At 40.0% G+C, this 21,145-nt stretch carries 20 protein-coding genes; 16 read left to right on the forward strand and 4 right to left on the reverse strand.

Annotated features, from left to right (window positions below; translation table 11 throughout):
* Position 1: 1 nt before the first annotated feature.
* The 4 genes from WG905_RS02885 to WG905_RS02900 all read left to right on the forward strand — a co-directional run bounded on the left by WG905_RS02885 (position 2) and on the right by WG905_RS02900 (position 5,253).
* A complete protein-coding gene (locus tag WG905_RS02885) occupies positions 2-1,429 on the forward strand; it encodes an alpha-L-fucosidase (protein WP_339590192.1) in 1,428 nt (475 codons plus the stop codon).
* Between the two features lie 20 nt (positions 1,430-1,449).
* On the forward strand, positions 1,450-2,805 hold the full coding sequence (locus WG905_RS02890) for an alpha-L-fucosidase (RefSeq protein WP_339590193.1): 1,356 nt from the start codon (positions 1,450-1,452) through the stop codon (positions 2,803-2,805).
* A 114-nt stretch (positions 2,806-2,919) separates the two neighbouring features.
* Positions 2,920-3,699 (forward strand): SDR family NAD(P)-dependent oxidoreductase, encoded by a 780-nt coding sequence (locus WG905_RS02895; RefSeq protein ID WP_339590194.1) that lies wholly within the window; start codon positions 2,920-2,922, stop codon positions 3,697-3,699.
* 99 nt (positions 3,700-3,798) lie between these two features.
* Complete coding sequence (locus WG905_RS02900; RefSeq protein ID WP_339590195.1) at positions 3,799-5,253, forward strand: alanine/glycine:cation symporter family protein; 1,455 nt, start codon at positions 3,799-3,801, stop codon at positions 5,251-5,253.
* On the opposite strand, the gene WG905_RS02905 is transcribed toward WG905_RS02900, so the two are convergent.
* Positions 5,224-5,556, reverse strand: coding sequence for a phage holin family protein (locus tag WG905_RS02905; RefSeq protein WP_339590196.1), 333 nt, complete (start codon positions 5,554-5,556; stop codon positions 5,224-5,226). The genes WG905_RS02900 and WG905_RS02905 overlap by 30 nt on opposite strands.
* 242 nt (positions 5,557-5,798) lie before the next feature.
* On the opposite strand from WG905_RS02905, the gene WG905_RS02910 reads away from it, so the two are divergent.
* On the forward strand, positions 5,799-6,314 hold the full coding sequence (locus WG905_RS02910; RefSeq protein ID WP_339590197.1) for an RNA polymerase sigma factor: 516 nt from the start codon (positions 5,799-5,801) through the stop codon (positions 6,312-6,314).
* The gene (locus tag WG905_RS02915; RefSeq protein ID WP_339590198.1) at positions 6,301-6,615 is read left to right on the forward strand and encodes an anti-sigma factor; all 315 of its coding nucleotides are present in this window, start codon (positions 6,301-6,303) and stop codon (positions 6,613-6,615) included. Before WG905_RS02910 ends, WG905_RS02915 begins: the two co-directional genes overlap by 14 nt.
* A gap of 12 nt (positions 6,616-6,627) precedes the next feature.
* Here WG905_RS02915 and dctA read toward each other — a convergent pair whose 3' ends face one another.
* Positions 6,628-7,890 carry a C4-dicarboxylate transporter DctA gene (dctA, locus tag WG905_RS02920; protein WP_339590199.1) on the reverse strand — a complete coding sequence of 421 codons (1,263 nt, stop codon included), beginning with the start codon at positions 7,888-7,890 and terminating at the stop codon, positions 6,628-6,630.
* 303 nt (positions 7,891-8,193) lie between these two features.
* On the opposite strand from dctA, the gene WG905_RS02925 reads away from it, so the two are divergent.
* Complete coding sequence (locus WG905_RS02925) at positions 8,194-11,613, forward strand: PAS domain-containing protein (protein WP_339590200.1); 3,420 nt, start codon at positions 8,194-8,196, stop codon at positions 11,611-11,613.
* A 60-nt stretch (positions 11,614-11,673) separates the two neighbouring features.
* Here the strand turns inward: WG905_RS02925 and WG905_RS02930 are convergent, their stop codons facing one another.
* Positions 11,674-12,021, reverse strand: a complete 348-nt coding sequence (locus WG905_RS02930) for a hypothetical protein (protein ID WP_339590201.1) — start codon at positions 12,019-12,021, stop codon at positions 11,674-11,676.
* Between the two features lie 215 nt (positions 12,022-12,236).
* Positions 12,237-13,487, reverse strand: a complete 1,251-nt coding sequence (gene metK, locus WG905_RS02935; RefSeq protein WP_339590202.1) for a methionine adenosyltransferase — start codon at positions 13,485-13,487, stop codon at positions 12,237-12,239.
* A 230-nt stretch (positions 13,488-13,717) separates the two neighbouring features.
* On the opposite strand from metK, the gene WG905_RS02940 reads away from it, so the two are divergent.
* The 9 genes from WG905_RS02940 (at position 13,718) to WG905_RS02980 (ending at position 21,123) form a co-directional block, all read left to right on the forward strand.
* Positions 13,718-14,602, forward strand: a complete 885-nt coding sequence (locus tag WG905_RS02940; protein ID WP_339590203.1) for a diacylglycerol/lipid kinase family protein — start codon at positions 13,718-13,720, stop codon at positions 14,600-14,602.
* 41 nt (positions 14,603-14,643) lie between these two features.
* The gene (locus WG905_RS02945) at positions 14,644-14,997 is read left to right on the forward strand and encodes a translation initiation factor (protein WP_339590204.1); all 354 of its coding nucleotides are present in this window, start codon (positions 14,644-14,646) and stop codon (positions 14,995-14,997) included.
* A gap of 142 nt (positions 14,998-15,139) precedes the next feature.
* Positions 15,140-16,744 carry a phosphoenolpyruvate carboxykinase (ATP) gene (gene pckA / locus WG905_RS02950; protein WP_339590205.1) on the forward strand — a complete coding sequence of 535 codons (1,605 nt, stop codon included), beginning with the start codon at positions 15,140-15,142 and terminating at the stop codon, positions 16,742-16,744.
* A 288-nt stretch (positions 16,745-17,032) separates the two neighbouring features.
* Complete coding sequence (locus WG905_RS02955; protein WP_339590206.1) at positions 17,033-17,860, forward strand: MotA/TolQ/ExbB proton channel family protein; 828 nt, start codon at positions 17,033-17,035, stop codon at positions 17,858-17,860.
* An 86-nt stretch (positions 17,861-17,946) separates the two neighbouring features.
* Complete coding sequence (locus WG905_RS02960; RefSeq protein ID WP_339590207.1) at positions 17,947-18,567, forward strand: ExbD/TolR family protein; 621 nt, start codon at positions 17,947-17,949, stop codon at positions 18,565-18,567.
* Positions 18,568-18,572: 5 nt separating this feature from the next.
* Positions 18,573-19,127, forward strand: a complete 555-nt coding sequence (locus tag WG905_RS02965; RefSeq protein ID WP_339590208.1) for an ExbD/TolR family protein — start codon at positions 18,573-18,575, stop codon at positions 19,125-19,127.
* Between the two features lie 28 nt (positions 19,128-19,155).
* Positions 19,156-19,980, forward strand: a complete 825-nt coding sequence (locus WG905_RS02970; protein ID WP_339590209.1) for an energy transducer TonB — start codon at positions 19,156-19,158, stop codon at positions 19,978-19,980.
* Positions 19,981-19,992: 12 nt separating this feature from the next.
* Positions 19,993-20,223: a hypothetical protein gene (locus WG905_RS02975; protein WP_339590210.1), complete on the forward strand. Its 231-nt coding sequence runs from the start codon at positions 19,993-19,995 to the stop codon at positions 20,221-20,223.
* Positions 20,224-21,123 carry a PstS family phosphate ABC transporter substrate-binding protein gene (locus WG905_RS02980; RefSeq protein WP_339590211.1) on the forward strand — a complete coding sequence of 300 codons (900 nt, stop codon included), beginning with the start codon at positions 20,224-20,226 and terminating at the stop codon, positions 21,121-21,123. It abuts the gene before it with no gap.
* Positions 21,124-21,145 lie beyond the last annotated feature (22 nt).

Below are 21,145 nucleotides of genomic sequence, written 5' to 3' on the forward strand. Positions count from 1 at the left end.
TATGAACAGGATCAAGGTAAGAATCTTCTTTTCTTTTTTAATGCTCGCGTTTTTTTCAAAAAACATCACTGTCCAGGGACAGACGGTGGTGCAAAAGCCTGGTTTAGTGAAGAAATATGAGCCCAACTGGGCTTCAATTGATCAGCGCCCTATCCCTCAGTGGTGGGCCGATGCGAAATTTGGCATATTCATACATTGGGGACTGTATTCCGTGCCGGCCTATGCTCCCGTTAATGAGGTTAAAGGCGTATATGAAAAATATGCTGAACATTATTACCGGCGACTGCTGGACAGCAATCAGCTGTTCACCAATTATAACAAACGTGTATATGGAAAAAATGCTACTTATAAAGATTTTGTTCCGCTTTTTACAGCTGAGTTTTTCGATCCAGCGCAATGGGCAGCTCTATTTAAAGCTGCTGGGGCAGGTTATGTTGTGCTTACTTCTAAGCACCATGATGGTTATGCCTTGTGGCCCAGTACACTCAGTCCTGGATGGAACAGCGTAGAAACAGGTCCAAAACGGGATTTGATTGGTGATCTTACAAGCGCTGTGCGCAAGGAGGGCCTGAAAATGGGACTTTATTATTCTTTGCTCGAATGGAACAATCCCTTGTATTCGCCAAAAAGCATCCCTAAATGGGTGGATAGCCTGATGATCCCCCAGATGAAAGATTTAGTAAACCGCTACCAGCCGGAGGTGATTTTTGCGGATGGGGAATGGGATTATCACAGCAAGGACCTAAAAAGTGAAGCGTTTCTGGCCTGGCTTTATAATGAGTCTTTGGTGAAAAACTCTGTGGTAGTTAACGACAGGTGGGGCAAGGAAACCCGGAGCAAACATGGCGGTTACTATACTACAGAATATGACTTGATCGGGGATAGGCTAAATAACAACAAGATTGAACATGCATGGGAAGAAAGCAGGGGTATCGGGACCTCATACGGATATAACCAGTTTGAAGACCTGGATCATTACTTTACCTCCAAACAGCTCATCGATCTATTAATAGACAAAGTGAGTCATGGTGGGAACCTGTTGCTCAATGTTGGTCCGATGGCTAATGGATTAATCCCTCTGGTCATGCAGGAGCGCCTGCTTGATATGGGCAAATGGCTAAAGGTTAACGGGGAGGCAATTTATGGTACAAAGGCCTGGAGTGACCGTCCCGACTCAAAGGAAAAGGATGTGTTTTATACAGTTAAAGGGAATGACTTGTATGTGATTTGCACAAAATGGCCACAGGGAGCGATTGAAATTTCCGGAATAGCGACAGCCGAGCGTATCAATCTGTTGGGCTCAACGGTTAAGGTAAAGTTTAAACAGACGAAAAACAAACTCAGCATCGTGCCGCCGGCATTGAACCCCGAAACGATGCCTGCTGAGCATGCATGGGTGTTTAAAGTTGTGGGTTATCATAAAAATTAGAGAAATTAAATTATTTACTGATGAAACGAATGTTACTTCCTGTCTTGCTCCTGGCGATGATAACTGCATCCCTTGCCCAGCAACTCCCAAAACCCACAAAGCAGCAATTGGAATGGCAGAAATTAGAAACCACTGCTTTTATCCACTTTACGGTGAACACTTTTACAGGGAAAGAGTGGGGCGACGGAACAGAGTCACCTTCTATTTTTAACCCTGTGGATTTTGATGCCCGGAAAATGGTCCGGACCTTGAAAGAAACCGGTTTCAAAATGGCTATTATTACAGCAAAACATCATGATGGCTTTTGTTTATGGCCGAGTGCTTACACGGAACATTCCGTGAAAAATAGCCCATGGAAGAACGGCAAAGGAGATGTGGTTAAAGAGATTGAGGCAGCTTGCAGGGAATATGGGATTAAATTTGGTTTTTATTTATCCCCCTGGGACCAGAATAATGCAAGTTATGGGACAGCACAATATAATACCTTTTATAAAAACCAGCTTAAAGAACTCCTGACCAATTATGGTGATGTAGCAGAAGTGTGGTTTGACGGGGCCAAAGGGGAAAATGCTAAAAATATGGAGTATGATTTTAAGGGCTATTGGCAGTTAGTGAGGGAAATGCAGCCCAACGCCGTGATGTTTTCTGATGTCGGTCCGGATGTCCGCTGGGTCGGCAATGAGAAAGGTAATGCCGGAGAAACCAGCTGGTCTACTATTAGCATCAGTCCTGAGAACGCCCCGGGTAAAATATCTTCCGCCTATCTGAATACAGGTGATCCTGATGGGAAATCGTGGATCCCTGCAGAAACGGACGTTTCTATACGGCCGGGATGGTTTTATCACCCTGAAGAAGACAGCAAAGTAAGATCTGGCAAAAACCTGGTTAATTTATATTATAATTCAGTAGGGAGAAATAGGTTATTACTGCTCAATATCCCACCAAATCAAAAGGGCTTGTTTGCAGATAAGGATGTCAGCAGTCTATATGAATTTCGGGCTATTTTGGATGAAACCTTCAAGAAAAACCTCGCTGAAGGAAAAATCATTAAATCATTGACCGATAAAGAATTGACTACGTTTGTGCAGCTGGATGTTCATCAGCCTTATGTGATTGATTTCAAGAAAAACTTGTCTTTCGACAGGGTCTCTTTACAAGAAAATATTGCTGAAGGGCAAAGGAACGCTGCGGCTTTACTTGAATATTGGGATGGCAATGACTGGAAACTAATTAGTGAGTTTACTACCATTGGCTATAAAAGATTGTTCAGGGTACCTCTAATAACCACAACTAAAATCAGAATGACCGTTTTAGCAGCAAAACACCCTGTCCAGTTAGCCGAAGTTGGCTTTTATAAGGCATCTGCAAAGGAATAAGGTTATCAAAAGCTTAAATTCTATAGGATTTGAACTCTTTAGAACAAAACACCGTATACCACGGTTTTTAGTATACAATATTCAATCTTTAGATAACGGCTTTAATTTTTAAATATGGGTTTACTGGAAAATAAAACGGCATTGATTACCGGTGCTGATTCAGGAATTGGTCGCGCCATTGCCATTGAGTTTGCCAAAGAAGGCGCAAATGTGGTTGTTTGTTTTTACTCCGATGAAAAAGGCGGGAATGAAACGCTTGACACGGTCAAATCGCACTCCACCGGTAAAGCCACGCTCATTCAGCTCGATGTGAGTGATGAGGGGGCTATTGAGCAGAACTTTGAGCAGATCATCAAAGATTTTTCTGGTATCGATATTCTTGTCAATAATTCCGGCGTCAATGGTTCCGGAATACCGGTGGATGAAATGGAAACGGAAACTTTCGACAAAACCATCAAAACTAATCTTTATGGGACATTCTTTTGCAGCAGGAAGTTCGTTCAGCATCGTAAAGCAGTAGGCATCCCTGGAAAAATCATTAATATCTCCTCTGTCCATGAAGAAGTCAATTCTCCTGGAAACGCCGATTACAATGCTTCAAAAGCAGGTATTCAAAATTTGATGCGCACACTTGCCCTGGAAGTTGCTCCTTTTGGTATCAATGTCAATAACATTGCCCCAGGGATGATCCTTACACCAATGAATCAGGAAGCCATTGATGATCCGGCTAAGCGAAAGGAGGCAGAAAAGCATATCCCTATGGCCAGGGCCGGAAGACCAGAGGAAATTGCTTACCTCGCTTTATTCTTAGCATCACCGCAGGCTGACTACGTTACCGGAAGCACTTATGTCATGGATGGTGGTTTAATGATCAATCTCGGACAGGGTGCCTAATTTTTTTTCTCTAAATACTTAAGAATTTTGATAATACCATCTAATTTATCTTTCTTTATCGCTGATAATTCTAAATAATATCCTCAGTTTTAAATATAGATGGACGAAATCATCAGTAAAGTAAATAATATCATCTGGAGCGATGCTTTAATTATATTATGTTCGGGAGCAGGAATCTATTTTTCCTTCGTAACGCGGTTTTTGCAGGTAAGGTATATCAAAGAGATGGTAGCCTTACTTTTCGATGGCAAGGCTTCTGCTAAAGGAGTGAGTTCCTTTCAGGCATTTTCCATTGCCATTTCAGGCAGGGTGGGTACAGGAAACATTGCTGGAGTAGCCACAGCAATAGCAATGGGTGGTCCAGGAGCCATATTCTGGATGTGGCTGATTGCTTTTCTAGGCAGCGCATCAGCGTTTATTGAAGCCACCCTCGGACAAATATATAAGCAGGAAATTAATGGACAATACCGCGGTGGTCCGGCCTATTATATAGAGAAAGGTTTAGGTGTTAAATGGTACGCCGTTTTATTTTCTGTGGTTACCGTACTGAGTACAGCGGCGTTTTTACCCGGTGTACAAAGCAATAGTATTGCGATAAGCATGCAGAATGCTTTTGATATCCCGGTCTCCTATACAGGTATTGGTGTAGTGATGTTGCTTGGGATGATCATTTTTGGAGGCGTAAAGCGAATTGGTAAAGTTGCTGAAATCGTTGTTCCGTTTATGGCAGGTGCTTACGTACTGATGGCCGCCATCATCATGGTCTTAAACTTTGACCAGATACCCGCAGTAATCACACTCATCATAAAATCAGCATTTGGTTTTGAAGAAGCTTTTGCCGGGGTGTTTGGTATGGCCATTTCCTGGGGAATTAAACGTGGTATTTATTCTAATGAAGCCGGTCAGGGTACTGCCCCGCATGCAGCTGCTGCCGCAGAAGTGACGCATCCAGTAAAACAGGGGCTGGTTCAGGCTTTCTCTGTTTACATTGATACACTTTTTGTATGCACGGCAACCGCGTTCATGATTTTATTTACCGGACAATATAATGTGGTCAACCCTGATGGGGGATTTTTAGTGGCTAACGTACCGAATGCTGGTTTAGGTGCCGAATACACACAATTAGCTGTAAGTCATCATTTCCCATCTCTTGGGGCTGGCTTTGTGGCGGTTGCACTTCTGTTTTTCGCTTTCACCACCATTATGGCCTATTATTATATAGCTGAAACCAATTTAAGCTACCTCGATAAAAAAGGTAGTAAGTGGATGCTTAATTTATTACGACTGCTTATTCTTGTCGCGACCTTTTATGGTTCCATTAAAACGGCAGAGATGGCATGGACCCTTGGGGATATTGGTGTAGGCATGATGGCCTGGCTTAATGTGATCGCCATCATTCTGTTGCGCAAACCAGCAATGAAAGCGTTTAAAGATTACCAGCAACAGCGGAAGGAAGGCAAAGACCCTGTGTTTGATGCCGAAGCGCTAGGAATTAAAAATACAGAATGGCCAACTCAGGTGAAATTAGCCGAAGTAGAGCAAACTGCCAACTAATGCCATGACAACGGCAATGATCAGGGCAGAACCAAATCCCCTGACCTCAAAGCCAGAAAATAGCTTGTCTGCAAGTTTGATCACTACAGCAGTAACGACCAGTCGGACTACAAAGTTTAATAAGCCCAGCGTAACAATATTTAACGGGATCCTCAGTAAAAAACCTACGGTTGCATTGAGGATCCCAATAACCAATGCCACAACTATTGCAGTGCCGTAATTTTTAATGGTCACGCTTGGCATCAGGTAAGCCAATAAAAAAAGTACCCCTGCATTAATAAGTAACTCGAGTATAAAACCCATTTCGATATTGTTTTTTGATTAATCATGAAATTTCAATAACAACGGTACCAATTAATTGTTTCGGGGTACTCCATGTTGTCTTGTATTATTTTCGTTTCATTTAAATTAAATTGCCTTCAGCGTTTTAAATTAATACTAGGAATACTTTTTGCTCCCATAGTTAATGCCGATATTTGCCGCTAACCTGTTAGTTTTGATGTCATTATACGGAGCTGTTGTAGAAAATCCTAAATCCCGGTTTCATGGAAAAGATTCTTATTAGTGCTATAAAGAGTGGAAATAACGATGTGTTGCTTAAAATTTATAAGCAGTACAGGAATGATTTTATTCGCTGGGCCATTAGCAACTATAAGGTGTCCATGGAGCAGGCTAAGTTAGTCTACAAGGAAGTGCTGATTGCCTTTTACGAAAAGATCAATGCTGGAGCCCTAACAGCATGTAATGGTGATATCAGAACCTACCTTTTCCAAAAAGCCCGAATCAGATTGATCAGGATTTCAAAAACAGATAGAAATATAGGCAGTCAGCCAGTAGTCATGCAAAAATATGTTACACCGCATTCAGATTTATACTTAAATCAGCTTTCCAGCAACTGTAGAATGGTGATCCAGTTATTTTATATCAATGGCTTGCCCTTGAGAGAAGTAGCAGAAACCATGGGTTTTAACGATGTCGCTGCAGTGAAAAAGAAACGTTTTGAATGCTTTCAGCAATTAATGGAGCTCATCAACATGAAACAGCAACATGAAGAATTTTAATCAGAAATATTTTGATGAGATCAATGCTTATCATTTTGACGAGCTGGATGCAGAAGAAAGAACTTTGTTTGAGGCCATGCTGATCATCAATCCAGATTTAAGCGATGAATACGAAAGGTTTAAATCTGTCATTACAATTATTAAAGAAGAACAAAGGGTAGAATTGCTGCAGGCATTTAAACAGGAAGACAAGGGTTTAGACAAAGACTTACTTCATATGACGCTAAAATCTAAACTGCCGCTTTATTTAACCATTGCTGCCATCATCATTGTCTTCCTTTTAGTTTTTTTCTTACGCTGAGGTATTGCTGAGTTAAGCGGCAGTCAATTCTTCTTCTTCTTCACCGTTTATCACCATTTGATATTTTATATCATTAAATTCATTCTCACTTTTTGCAATCACGATCGTTGCAATGCCATTGCCTATTAAGTTGGTAATGGCCCGTGCTTCAGACATAAATCTGTCTACGCCTAATAAAATCGCTACATTCTCTATTGGCATAATCTTTAAGGAGACAAGTGTGGTGCCTAGAACAATAAATCCACTGCCTGTAACGCCTGCAGCTCCTTTTGAAGTCAACATTAATACGCCCATTGCAGTAATTTGCTGCCCCAAGGTCAGGTCTATTTCGAAAACCTGTGTAAGAAAAATCAATGCGGCCGAAAGATAAATAGAGGTGCCATCAAGGTTAAAAGAATAACCGGTAGGAATAACCAATCCGACAACTGATTTGGAACAGCCAAATTTCTCCATTTTTCGGATCATGCTCGGTAATACAGACTCCGACGAAGAAGTACCTAAAACAACTAAAATTTCTTGTCGGATGAACTTGAGGTAACTCCATAAGCTGAATTTATAGAGGTAACAGATGGTGTTCAGGACCACGAAAATAAAGAAAATACAGGTGATGTAAACCACCACCATAATTTTAAACATCGGCAATAAAGTGTGTATGCCGTAATTACCTATAGTAAAAGCCATCCCTCCAAAAGCACCAACCGGGGCCAGTCTCATCACAAATTTCATCATATTAAAAAGGACCTGCGATAGGCGGTCAAAAGTTGCCAGCAATGGCGCACCTGAATTGCCCATTTTACTGATGCCAAATCCAAATAGAATGGCAAAAAATAAAATCTGGAGTATTTCCCCCTTTGCAAAGGACTCAAATATATTAGGGGAAATAATTTGAGTAAGAAACTCTATCCAGTTTATAGAATCTGTAGCCATCGGTGCTGCAACTGCGACTTTATTAGTCACAGGGATTACACCGACACCCGGTTTTAAAAGATTAGCCACTACCATGCCGATCAATAAGGCGATGGTGGTCACTACTTCAAAATAAAGCAACGCTTTACCACCCACACGACCAATCTTCTTCATATCACCCATTCTGGCAATGCCGAGCACTATGGTAAAGAAGATAATGGGTGCAATCAGCATACTGATCATGTTGATGAAAGTTTTGCTGATGATACGGGCCGATTCAGCGAAGCCAGGGAAGAAGATACCTACTAATATGCCTAATATGATGGCAACGATAACCTGGAATGTTAAATTTCTGGTAATGATTTTCATGAGGTGTTCTGAATAAAAATTCAAGATATATATTTTGAATACACTTGCATAATTTTATTTCAGTTTACTACATGTTTATAACTTGCGGTAAACTATTATATTCGTAGCTGAGTTTCAAAGTTTAAAAAATTATCTATATTCAAGTTTTTAGTGTTTAAAGCTCAAATTTATATTTAATGGGATGAAACCATCATATTGCTCATGATCGTGTCGTTTCCTATAACCAAATAAAATACTAATGAAATTAACTGAAAGTCTTAAGGTATGATTGGGTCAGCGCAGCTATTAGAAATATTCCAAATAATGCCAGGTCCCGGCTTGATTTTACAGCCCACCGCATTAAATTTCACTATTCTGGCAGTCAATGATGCCTACCTGCGATTAGCACATCAATCAAAGAAACAGCTCATCGGCAGGCCAATAGCTGCAGCTTTTTCTAATAACCCTTATTTACTGATGGAAGACTGGGAATTATCCTTGCAAAAGGTGTTCGCCCACAAAGAGCCGGTAATTATCCCAATGATGAAGTGTCATGCAAATCTTGTCATGACGCCCCTGTTAGATGAAGAAAAGGAGCTTATATATATACTATGCTCCATAGCCAACGCCAGCATGGTTGAAGGCCAACAGCACGTGGAGGATAAGACACTCGAGAAATTGTTTCAAAATGAGAAGTTGTTCAACGAGATGCAACACCTATCTGGAGTTGGAGCGTGGGAGATAGACTTGTGCAATAATAAAGTAACCTGGTCTGCTGTGCAGCGGCAAATACATGAAGTTTGTTCTGACGAAGATATAGGATTGACCACCCTGATCAGTTTTTACAAACAAAACAAAGAGCGGGGAATGATTTCTCATTGGGTGGAAGAAGCCATTCATGGAAATAACATGTTTGATATAGAACTGAACATGAAAACTGCAAAAGGCAACGATCGCCTGGTCAGGAGCATTGGTAAAGTAGAATTTGAAGATAATAAATGTGTAAGGCTTTATGGAATTACCCATGATATTACAGCACATAAAAAAATAGCCTTGCACAATTCGGTTGCGGGCAACAAGTTTCAATCTTTGTTAAAAACTGTCAATGCAGTCGTTTGGGAAGCAAATGCGCAGACATTTGAGATTACCTATATTAGTGAACATGTGACTTCCATTCTGGGTTATACACCTGAGCAATGGAAATCACAACCAGATTTCTGGGAAAATCATATCCATCCGGACGACCGTGAATTTGTGCTTAACGTTTCTCGTGCTGAAACTAAAAAAGCTAAAAATTATACCCTTGATTACAGGATCGTCCGCGCCGACGGCAGTCTGATTTGGGTAAAAGATACGGCTATTGTCATTACTGAAAATGGAAAGCCGGTAGCGCTGCAGGGTATGATCATAGATATTACGGGGATTAAACGTTTAAACGAACTCGAATTTCTTGAGAAAAAAACGCTTGAACGCAATGGTATCAAAGAAATAGCGACACCAGGATTGCTACATACTTACCTGGAAGGCATCGAGCATATTTATCCTAAGATGCAGTGTGCGGTACTTCAGGTAAAGAACAACAGACTTTATAAATGGGCAGCGCCAACACTTCCGAAACTTTATTTGGCAGCGATTGAAGGGCTTCCTGTAAGTAAAAGCGTCGGCTGTTCAGGGGCAGCGGCTTTCTTAAAACATGATATTATCATCAATGATATCAAAAATGACCCTCGCTGGGCTAAACACCGAAAAGTTGCTATAAAAGCTAACATCATGGCTTCCTGGTCTTTTCCAATCATCACCGCAGAGAATGAGGTCTTGGGTACATTTGGCATCTACTACAAAGAACCAACTGCTCCGGGTAAAGAAGAACTTAAGGTGATTGAGAAAACAATGGCCGTGTTGAAAATAATTCTTGAAAGCAGGCGGGCCATAGAAAAGCTGCAAGAAACCAATATACTGATGAAGCAATGCCAGGAAATGGCACATTTTGGTATCTGGACCTGGGATGTGGTTAACCATAAAGTAAAGTGGTCAGATTCGCTGTTTAATATATACGGTGTTGACAAACGTACCTATCCTCCTACATTTGAGGCTTACCTGGATCTATTGCATCCGGATGATAAGCATCGGGTTTCTGTTAACATGGGCGGAATTTTAAGCACAAAAAAGGAGATGCAGTTCCAGGAAAGAATTGTGCGGCCAAATGGTGAAATCAGGCATCTAAAGTCATGTGCCAAACTTATCTTAGATGCAACTGGAACCGCTGTCAAGTTAATTGGGGCCAGCATGGACATCACAGAAAGCACAAAAATGCAGGAAGTATTGCTGGCAGATGAGGCTCGGTTAAGAAATCTTGTGGAAAATCAAACCAACTATGTGATCCGCTTAGATTTTCATGGACGATTTACTTATTGCAATGATAAGTTCAGTAAAGATTTTTTATGGATTTATGAAGAGGATAGTTTAATTGGTTTGGACGCCATCAAAGCGATTTTTCCTCACCAGTACCAGGAATTGTTCAACCTGGCAGAAAACTGTATCAACCATCCGGGAAATGTATTTGAAGTGAAAATTGATAGTCTTACCCGGGATGGTAGTCTGAAAGTGGATTTATGGCAATTTGTTTGTTTAACTGATGCTAAAGGTTTGCCTTTTGAAATGCAGGGTACCGGAATAGATTTCACGGAACATATACAAGCTAAAGAAGCTTTAAAGCTAGAATATGAACGATATAAATATGTAAACCTGGCCCAAAATGAAGCCATATATGACTGGGATATCATTGACGATCACATTAGCTGGGGAGATGGTTATTGTAAGTTATTTGGTTACGAGGACACTATAGAACATACGCTGCTTTCTGCATGGCTCTCCAAAGTACATCCTGACGAAAGGGAAAGTATTGAACACATGGTCAACGAAAATCTGGAAGATCGAAGCAAGCAAAACTGGACCTTAAATTATCAATTTAAAAAATTGGATGGCTCCTATGCACATATAGAAGAGAACGGGTATATCCTGAGGGATGACAAAGGCAAGGCAATTAGAATGATTGGTTCCATGCGGGATATTACTACCCAAAAGAAGGCCGCGGCTGAAATAAGCGCTTTGCAGAAAGAGTTAGAAGATCACCTGAAAATTTTATCGCTATCCAATGCGGAGCTTAGTGACTCCGGTCAAAATTATAAGGACTTGTTTTACATGAGTCCGCAACCGATGTGGATCTTTGAGGCCACAACTTTAAAGTTTCTCGATGTCAATAATGCTGCAATCAGGTTTTATGGCTACAGTCGCAAAGAGTTTTTGAAGATGGACGGAGGAATGATTATCCCTAAGGAAGAAATTTCAAAAAATCACGACGGCATGAATACATTTATGAAAAAAGAGATTTTCTTTCATGGTGTATACCGGCATATAAAAAAGAACGGGGAAATCATGCACATGGATGTACAGAGTAAGAAAATGAATTTCAAGGGTAAAGATACCTATGTTGTTTTAGCTAATGATATCACAGAAAGAATAAAGTACCTGGAAAGCGTTGAAAAGCAAAACCAGAAATTACAAGAGATTTCCTGGATGCAGGCCAATGTAGTACGTGCTCCTTTAGCCAGGCTTACACAACTGATGGAGTCTATTGAATCCATCGCCAACGGCGATGAGTACAAAGTAGAATTAGAGACTTTGTTGGAGCATACAGCTAAAAAGCTGGAAGATTTATTAAATAACATAGCAGCTAAAAAATAAAACAGCTTAGTTTAGCTTCGTGATGGAGGAAGTTAAACTAAGCTGTTTATTTATCAGTTATTAACTGAATAACTGCTGAATATCACGGTCGGCAGTTGGGATTTTCTTCAGAAAATCATCAAATCCTGTGCCTTCCTGAGAGCTATACATGCCATAAGCATCCATGATATAGCCTATCTGACCATTTTTATCTTCCAATAAGTAAAGCACTGCATTATCTGCAGGGTCAGAGTCACCTTCAAACCGATATGTCTTTATAATGGTCAAATCTTCAGGAGTATAGATCTGATTTTCACCAGGGCCCTGCATTTTTCCGTGATCTGTCATTTTTATCTCGTTGTCTAAACCTTTTTTTCTCAATTTTTCCATGATTTGGCTTAGCGTATTCATTTCTACCGGACGTTCCATAATGTTTTATTTTATAACCATTAAACAACAGGAGGGCGAAATGGTTTTGCTGAAGGTTTTCAGGTCCGCTGGTTCAGGGTTTAAATTCCCGGGGCTTTGCCAAAGGGTAGGTATAGCCTTGGCAGGGCATTGGTAGGGCTAATAGCCCTGGTAAGGCCCTACCAAGGCCCTGGCAACCCCTTGCCAACGCCTTGGTAACCTTTACTTAAAGCTGTTTATATAGAAAAGGCGCTTTTAACCTGATCAAGGTAATCAAGTTTTTCCCATGTGAAAAGCTCTACAGTAACCACTTTCTCTTCTCCATAAGGATTTTTGAAAGTCTTTGTTACCGTTTCTGGCTTGCGGCCCATATGCCCATAAGCTGCCGTTTCACTGTAAATAGGGTTTCTCAATTTAAGGCGTTGCTCAATAAAATAAGGACGCATGTCAAATAAGCCTTCCACAATTTTAGCAATTTCGCCATCAGTTTTATTTACTTTACTGGTGCCATAGGTATTTACGTAAATACCCATTGGTTTAGCAACACCGATGGCATAGCTCACCTGTACTAAAATTTCATCTGCAACACCTGCAGCAACCAGGTTTTTAGCAATATGACGGGTAGCGTAAGCAGCACTTCTATCTACTTTACTAGGATCTTTCCCTGAAAATGCACCACCACCGTGGGCACCCTTGCCGCCATAAGTATCAACAATGATTTTACGACCAGTTAAACCGGTGTCACCATGCGGGCCACCGATCACAAACTTACCCGTAGGGTTGATGTGGAAATCTATTGTATCATTGAATAAATGTGCATACTGCGGATACTTAGCAATAATCCTTGGGATCAGGATAGTCAATAGATCATCTTTGATCTTGGCCAACATCACTGTCTCTTCGTCAAAATCGTCATGTTGAGTAGAGATAACAATGGCAGCAATGCTTTCTGGCTTGTTATCACTGCTATAACTTAAGGTAACCTGAGATTTAGCATCAGGACGTAAATAAGTGATTTCATCATTTTCACGTCTTAAAATGGCCAGTTCCTGCAATAACTTGTGAGAAAGGTCAAGTGCCAGCGGCATGTAATCTTCAGTTTCGTTGGTAGCGTAACCAAACATCATCCCTTGATCACCAGCTCCCTGGTCTTCTTTGTTGCTCTTGTCAACCCCCTGGTTAATGTCCCCGCTCTGCTCATGTATAGCAGAAAGGATACCACAGGAGTTCGCCTCGAACATGTACTCGCTTTTTGTATAACCAATCTTCTTAATCACATCACGTGCAATCTGTTGTACATCAAGGTAAGTTTTTGATTTAACTTCCCCTGCTAAAATAACCTGTCCTGTAGTTACTAAAGTTTCGCATGCCACTTTTGATTCTGGGTCAAAAGCTAAAAAGTTGTCAATAAGAGCGTCGGATATTTGATCTGCTATCTTATCTGGGTGACCCTCGGAAACAGATTCTGATGTAAATAAGTATGACATTTTAATTAATTAGGTTAATAACTTGACCATTAACTAAAATGGAGCATGACCCTGAAAACAGGCGGTAAAAGGAAGTGTGTAAGTAGTTAGCACTTTTTTTTACGTGGTTGCAATCCCGCTATCCTAGGATAACATCGCAAATCAGTCCACTTTAGTATTGCGAAATTAGCACTATATATTTAAATAGTCAAAAAATATATATTATTTTGTACAATCATTAAACCACGACTTTGGGAAAATCAAACATACTATTTATTATAAATCCGATATCCGGAGGCAAGGATAAAATGAAGATACCAGCAATGATTGACAGTTATCTGGACCGGTCAAAATTTACTGCAAATTATAGGGTAACAGAATATGCGGGTCATGGCGCAGAAATTGTTGAAGAAACAGTGGGCAAGAATTTCGACATTATTGTTGCCGTTGGTGGCGATGGCACCATTAACGAAGTAGGGGCTAAAGTGATGCAGCAGAACAAGGTCCTGGGCATTATCCCCTTTGGTTCGGGAAATGGGCTTGCACGGTTTTTAAAAATATCCATGAACCCTCGCAAGGCCCTGGAGGTAATTAATCAATGCCATATTTCCAAGATCGATACGGCTACTTTTAATGATAAAGTTTACTTCAATATGGCGGGCATGGGTTTTGACGCCCATGTGAGCGCCGTTTTTGCAGGTAATAAAAAAAGAGGCCTGTCTGGTTATTTGAAACTTGGCCTAAAAGAAATGTTGAATTACAAGCCGGCTACCTACACAATTCTGGTAGATGGGAAAACTTATACGCGTAAAGCGTTTGTTGTCAGTATCGCCAATTCTTCGCAGTATGGTAATAATGCTTACATCTCACCACTTGCTTCTGCCAGTGATGGCTTACTGGATGTTTGTATCATTAAAAATTTCCCTTTATACCGAATTCCGATCCTGGCTTTTTATATGTTGACGGCTAAAACCCATCACACAGATATGGTTGAAATTATTAAAGGAAAAAAAATACACATCAGCCGACCTGAAGCAGCCGCAATACACATTGATGGTGAGCCGTTTATGATGGGTAAAGAGATTACCATTTCTATCCAGCCCTTGTCCTTAAAAGTGATTGTACCCCAGGCGTAACTAAACTTCATTGCTGTGATGAAACAATTAATTAAATACCAATGAAATCTAAAAAGAAAGTATTGAATGATTTTGGTGGCATCATGTATTCTACCGATCCCTCATATACCTATCCCGAAGAAGGGAATGCTGAACCAGAAAATGTGCCCAACAACCAGCAGAATCTAAAAATTATGCTCGATAGGAAAAATCGTGGCGGAAAAGCGGTTACGCTAATTACAGGATTTGTTGGGGAAGCTGAAGACCTCGAAAAACTAGCGAAAGTGTTAAAAACTAAATGTGGGGTAGGGGGTGCAGCCAAAGAAGGAGAAATTTTGATTCAGGGGGATTTCCGTGATAAAATAATGGAGTTATTAAAAAAGGAAGGTTATAAAGTAAAAAAATCAGGAGGATAGTATAGCGGGTGGAATTTACCTTAAACGCTAGGTATCAAACACATATTAATAGTGTATATTGAACAATAAGTAAATTTTTTCTTGCGGAAGGTTATTTTTGCCTTTTAACTTGCCTAACTTTGTAGAACTAACTTATTTATATATGAGCAAAGTTTTTTTGCAAACACCGGACTTAAGCTACCTGAATTTAAGTTCCAGGAATGCTTTTTATCAGTTGGAAGTGCCAGAAATGGTGGAAGAGGCCTTGAAAAATGGGGAAGGTACACTCGTGGATAGTGGCGCACTGGCCATTGACACCGGGAAATTTACCGGCCGTTCTCCTAAAGACAGGTATATCGTTTACGATGAGATGACGCGTGACACGATTTGGTGGGGAGATATTAACATACAAATAGGTGAAGCTCAATATGATGCCTTATATATTAAGGTAACGGAATACCTTGGTAATAAGAAATTCTATGTAAGGGATGCCTACGCCTGTGCCAATGCCTCCTACAGAACTACCATTCGTGTGGTCACTGAAAAGGCATTTCAAAATTTGTTTGCCAATAATATGTTCTTGCGGTTTGATCAAACTGAATTGGGTTTACAGCCTGAATGGACAATTATTGCAGCGCCAGACTTTCTGGCCGATCCAAAAGCGGACGGCACACGTCAGGAAAACTTCACTATTATTAATTTTACTAAAAAAGTGATTCTGATTGGCGGCAGCGGCTACACGGGTGAAATTAAAAAAGGCATTTTCTCTGTATTGAATTATATATTACCACAGCAAAGGAATATTTTATCGATGCATTGTTCTGCCAATGTAGGCAAGGATGGGGATACAGCTATCTTCTTCGGGCTTTCGGGCACCGGAAAGACAACCTTGTCTGCCGATCCGGAAAGGGGATTGATCGGTGATGATGAACACGGATGGGATGACACCAGTGTTTTTAATTTTGAAGGCGGATGTTATGCCAAATGTGTTGACCTCTCCGCTGATAAAGAGCCTCAGATCTTTAATGCAATCCGATTTGGATCCTTGCTGGAAAATGTAAATTATTTCCCGGGCACCCGTAAAGTCGATTTTACAAATATTATAAAAACCGAAAATACCCGGGTGGCCTACCCGATAGACTATATCGATAACGCTGTTATCCCTTCGATAGGGGGGCTTCCTAAAAACATTTTCTTTTTAACGGCTGATGCTTTCGGGGTGTTGCCGCCGATTTCTAAACTGAGTACCGGCCAGGCGATGTTCCACTTTATTTCGGGCTATACGGCAAAAGTTGCCGGTACTGAAGCTGGCATTACAGAGCCACAACTTACTTTTTCTGCCTGTTTTGGAAAAGCCTTTTTGCCTTTACATCCTACGCGCTATGCGGAATTGCTGGGCGAAAAGCTGGAAAAACACCAGGTAAATGTTTGGCTGGTCAATACTGGCTGGAGTGGCGGCGTTTATGGCGTTGGTAAACGAATGAAATTAGCCTATACCAGGGCAATGATTACGGCTGCTTTAAATGGTAAACTGGAGAAAGTAGCCTATGCAACGCATCCTGTTTTTGGGTTAAAAATGCCACTAACTTGTCCGGAAGTTCCTTCAGAGATTTTGAACCCTAGAAACACCTGGACAGATCAGGCAGATTATGATCGCAGAGCGAATGAATTGGCTGCAGCATTTATTGAAAACTTTAAACAGTTTGATGCCTATGCAAATGATGAAATGAGGAGATCTCTCCCTAAAATCAATGAAATAACGGTTTAAACCGATTTATTTGATGAAAAATTTGCATTTATATATTTTTTTAGTTTTAATTGTGAAAGATTGTCTCCACAGGGACAATCTTTTTTTAATAATAGACAACCGCTAAGGGGAACATACACTGGGTAAAGAAAGAATTAAGTTTGATAAAATAATATTGAAATATCATTCAAAGTTCTAAATTTGTTTACTGCAACATTTGTGTATATTAGTCGTTGTTGTATTACTGAAATTATTATCAAACTTTTTAAAAAAAACAAGGTTTTAAAAAAACTAAAAAACTAAAAAAAAATGGCAAACGCACCAAAACCAACAACAGTAGCAAAAGAAAGCTCTACAGCTTCAAACTTATTCGCAATCTTAGTGATTCCAATTTGTATTATTATTGGATTTTTATTATTCCAATTCGTGTTGGGAGATCCTGCAAACTTTATCGATAACGATAATGCTAATCAGCCAAAACCAGGTAATTTTGCAGGTATGGCTTACAAAGGTGGATTTATCGTACCGATTTTAATGGGAATGCTTTTAATGGTATTTGTATTCTCAGTAGAACGTTTTATCGTAATCAGCAAAGCGACTGGCGCAGGAAGTTTAGATTCTTTCATTAAGAAAATTCAGGGATATTTAGCTTCAAGCAATATTGAAGGTGCGATGGCTGAGTGTGACAAACAAAAAGGTTCTGTTGCCAACGTAATCAAATCTGGTTTGAAAAAATACCGTGAGATGGAAGTTGAAGCAAACATGGATACAGACCAGAAATGTTTAGCTATTCAAAAAGATATTGAAGAAGCAACTACATTAGAAATGCCAATGTTAGAGCAAAACTTAACTGTAATTGCAACATTAGTATCAGTAGGTACATTAACAGGACTATTAGGAACAGTAACAGGTATGATCAAGGCCTTCGCAGGTTTGGCTACATCTGGAGCTCCTGACCAGGCTGCATTAGCGAATGGTATTTCTGAGGCCCTAATCAATACAGCTACAGGTATTGCTACCTCTACTGTTGCGATTATCATGTACAACATTCTGACTTCTAAAATTGATAAATTAACTTATGCAATTGATGAAGCAGGTTTCAGCATCATCCAAACTTATGCATCTACGCATAAATAAGAAATAATGAATTTTTTTTTACCGGCTTTATGGAAAACCGGAAGATTAAACATCATTAGTTAAAAACATAAGTAATTTTAAAAATTATGCCAAGAGCAAAGGTTAAAAGAAGCAGTACTTCGATCGATATGACCGCTATGTGCGATGTATCGTTCTTATTATTGACCTTCTTTATATTAACAGCAACTGCACGTCAGCCTGACCCTTTGGATATTAGTATCCCTTCTTCAACATACAAGATTCCGGTTCCGGATATTGATATTGCGAAGCTGACCATTGGACATGGCAAGGTTTTTTATGAAGTAGTTGGAAAGGACGTAAAAATGGCTACGTTGGATAAAATGGGCGAGCAATATAAAATTAGCTTTACCCCCCAAGAGAGAGAGCGTTTTGGCGTGATCTCATCTTTCGGTGTTCCAATTCAAAGCTTGAAACAATTTATTGCTTTACCGGATGAGGCTGCAAGAACAGCTTCTCCATTGCAGTCAGGGATTCCTATTGATTCGTTAAACAATCAGTTATCTTCCTGGATTCTGAATTCACGTAAAGCTGTTGCAGAGTTGCATTCTACACCAATGAGGATCAGTATTAAAGGTGATGCAGAAGAGGAGTATCCATCTATTAAAAAGGTTATTGATATTCTTCAGGATCAAAAAATTAACAAATTTAGTTTAATTACATCTGCTGAAGGCGGTGATAATCAATAAATGACATGGCAGAATTAGATACCTCCAGCGGGGGTGGCAAAAAAGGCGGTGGTAAAGTAAGAACTAAAAAAGCTAATACTAAAGTAGATTTAACTGCTATGGTGGATTTAGCCTTCTTATTGATTACTTTCTTCATGCTAACCACTTCCCTCTCCAAGCCAATTGCAATGGACATTGCAAAGCCAGACAAGAATGATAAGGATGATACCAACAAGCTTGAATTAAGGGCTTCGCAGACCATGACTATCCTTCTGGGTAAAAACAACAAGGTTGCATGGTATATGGGTGAGGCTGGAAAGAGCCAACCTAATATCGAAGGCTTTGCTGAAGTTAGAAAGTCAATACTTGAGAATAAGAAAAAAGTAGCTGATTTATATAACAATGACCCTAAGAAAACATTAGTGATTGTGATTAAGCCTACCTCAGGCGCAACCTACAAGAACTTTGTGGATATTATGGATGAATTGAACATCACAAAAATTACAGCAGCTCCAGCTATCGATGATGAAAATATTCTGGATTCAGAATCAAACTTCATGAAAGAGAATGGAATTTTATAATATTAATTTACATTAAAACATTAAAGCAATGTTCGGTTCTAAAATAGATTTATTCAGAAAAGAGTGGCTTGATGTTGTATTTGAAAAGAAAAACAAAAGCTACGGTGCTTACGAGCTTCGAAGACAGAACGGCTCAAACACAACTAAATCCTTATTTTACGCTGGTACTGTATTTATTCTCTTGTTTCTTACACCCAAGATCATTTCGTTGATTAAAGGATCAATGCCAGAAGAAGAGATCGTAAAGCAAGTGGAAGTTACTGTTGCTCCGCCACCACCGGTAAACCCGGATACCCCTCCGCCACCACCGGTTGAGCCACCACCGCCAAAACAGGATCAGGTTAAGTTTCCTCCTCCTATTGTAAAGCCGGATAATCTGGTGCGTGACGAAGAGCCTCCTCAAATTGAGGATTTGAAAAAAGCGGATCCTGGTCAGAAAACCATCGCTGGTGATCCTGATGCGGATATCGTAATTGCAGCTCCAGTTGGAGAAGGCCCGAAACAAGCAGCAGTAGTGGAAGATACTAAGGTATACGACTTCGTTAGTATTGAAACCCAGCCTAGTTTTCCAGGCGGCATGGATAAGTTTTATGCTTACTTACGTAAAACTGTAAAATATCCTCCAATGGCAGCCGAAAACAACATCCAGGGTAAAGTGTTTTTATCCTTTGTTGTGGAGAAAAACGGAGAGTTAACTGACATTAAAGTAGACCGTAAATTAGGCGGTGGTACAGATGAAGAAGCAGTTAGGGTATTAAAGGCTAGTCCACGTTGGACTCCTGGTATCCAGAATGGTAAACCGGTGCGTGTTAAATATAACATTCCAATCAGCTTTACTTTATCGGGTCAATAAAAAAAATAATAAATGTTTGACTTCAATTTTTTTAAACAGAAATCGCCTCAACAGCGATTTCTGTTCATTTTAGGGCTAGTGATGCTCTTACTGTATTTAGTGCTGGGTATCCTGATGATATTCTGGGACAGCATCCCTTTTGCCATTACACCAACCTACAGAGTGATTTTCGGCCTGTTGCTGATTGCTTATGCCATCCTCCGCTTTTACCGCCTGATTAAACAAAACGATAACGACAATTAAATGAAACAACTTACTGGTATCCTGTTATTATTCATAGCCCTCTCTTCTTGTCAAAATAGTGAAGAAAAGGGCACAGAAGTATCAAGGACGGTAGGTAATGCTACTTTCCTTGTCGACGAATCATTTGGTAATATCCTGGATGATCAAATTGAAGTTTTTAATTCTGATTATCCCGAGGCAAACTTAAAGGTGATTACGGGTAACGAAAATAAAATATTACCTACTTTCCTCAATGACAGTACCCGGGTGATCGTGATGTCAAGGGTGTTAAGTCCTGAGGAGGAAAAAACTTACAGCCGCAGAAGTATCCCTGTATATACGTCCAGGTTTGCCATCGATGGTATTGCTTTGATTACAAGTAATGATAATCCTGATTCTACCGTCACAGTGGCTGAAGTGATTGCCATATTGAAAGGAACCTCCACCAGCGGGAAAAGCCTGGTTTTTGATAATGCCTATTCCAGTACTTTGAGGTATTTCAAAGAATTGGCGAAAATAAATACACTACCAAAGAAAGGGGTGTATACTTTAAATAACAATAACGACGTTATTAAGTACGTTGACCAGAATAAAGACTATATAGGTGTGGTAGGTGTGAACTGGTTGTTACAAAATACTGTAGACCGCGGCGCTTATACACAACAAGTGAAGATGATGGGTGTGAAAAATCTCCCTGGTAAAAAAGGAGATAATGCTTTTTATAAACCCACTCAGGATAACTTAATCAGTGGTATTTACCCATTTCTCAGGAACATTTACATCATCAATGGTGAGGGCAAAAATGGTTTAGGCACAGGATTTGCAAACTGGTTATTAAGCCAGCGCGGACAGCTTATTGTGCTTAAATCCGGATTGGGGCCACATAAATTAACATCGCGGGATTTTAACTTGAAAAATTAAAAGTAAATTATATATTTGAATA

The sequence above is a fragment of the Pedobacter immunditicola genome, assembly GCF_037482985.1.
GTDB classification, from domain to species: Bacteria; Bacteroidota; Bacteroidia; order Sphingobacteriales; family Sphingobacteriaceae; genus Pedobacter; species Pedobacter immunditicola.

Bases quoted from the DNA above. Each gene is read 5' to 3' on its own strand.
- WG905_RS02915 (WP_339590198.1), top strand. From the start codon at position 6,301: ATGAAGAATTTTAATCAGAAATATTTTGATGAGATCAATGCTTATCAT.
- WG905_RS02970 (WP_339590209.1), top strand. From the start codon at position 19,156: ATGTTCGGTTCTAAAATAGATTTATTCAGAAAAGAGTGGCTTGATGTT.
- dctA (WP_339590199.1), bottom strand. From the start codon at position 7,890: ATGAAAATCATTACCAGAAATTTAACATTCCAGGTTATCGTTGCCATC.
- WG905_RS02905 (WP_339590196.1), bottom strand. From the start codon at position 5,556: ATGGGTTTTATACTCGAGTTACTTATTAATGCAGGGGTACTTTTTTTA.
- WG905_RS02945 (WP_339590204.1), top strand. From the start codon at position 14,644: ATGAAATCTAAAAAGAAAGTATTGAATGATTTTGGTGGCATCATGTAT.
- pckA (WP_339590205.1), top strand. From the start codon at position 15,140: ATGAGCAAAGTTTTTTTGCAAACACCGGACTTAAGCTACCTGAATTTA.
- WG905_RS02890 (WP_339590193.1), top strand. From the start codon at position 1,450: ATGAAACGAATGTTACTTCCTGTCTTGCTCCTGGCGATGATAACTGCA.
- WG905_RS02885 (WP_339590192.1), top strand. From the start codon at position 2: ATGAACAGGATCAAGGTAAGAATCTTCTTTTCTTTTTTAATGCTCGCG.
- WG905_RS02960 (WP_339590207.1), top strand. From the start codon at position 17,947: ATGCCAAGAGCAAAGGTTAAAAGAAGCAGTACTTCGATCGATATGACC.
- WG905_RS02975 (WP_339590210.1), top strand. From the start codon at position 19,993: ATGTTTGACTTCAATTTTTTTAAACAGAAATCGCCTCAACAGCGATTT.
- WG905_RS02955 (WP_339590206.1), top strand. From the start codon at position 17,033: ATGGCAAACGCACCAAAACCAACAACAGTAGCAAAAGAAAGCTCTACA.
- WG905_RS02930 (WP_339590201.1), bottom strand. From the start codon at position 12,021: ATGGAACGTCCGGTAGAAATGAATACGCTAAGCCAAATCATGGAAAAA.
- WG905_RS02965 (WP_339590208.1), top strand. From the start codon at position 18,573: ATGGCAGAATTAGATACCTCCAGCGGGGGTGGCAAAAAAGGCGGTGGT.
- WG905_RS02895 (WP_339590194.1), top strand. From the start codon at position 2,920: ATGGGTTTACTGGAAAATAAAACGGCATTGATTACCGGTGCTGATTCA.
- WG905_RS02925 (WP_339590200.1), top strand. From the start codon at position 8,194: ATGCCAGGTCCCGGCTTGATTTTACAGCCCACCGCATTAAATTTCACT.
- WG905_RS02980 (WP_339590211.1), top strand. From the start codon at position 20,224: ATGAAACAACTTACTGGTATCCTGTTATTATTCATAGCCCTCTCTTCT.
- WG905_RS02910 (WP_339590197.1), top strand. From the start codon at position 5,799: ATGGAAAAGATTCTTATTAGTGCTATAAAGAGTGGAAATAACGATGTG.
- WG905_RS02900 (WP_339590195.1), top strand. From the start codon at position 3,799: ATGGACGAAATCATCAGTAAAGTAAATAATATCATCTGGAGCGATGCT.
- metK (WP_339590202.1), bottom strand. From the start codon at position 13,487: ATGTCATACTTATTTACATCAGAATCTGTTTCCGAGGGTCACCCAGAT.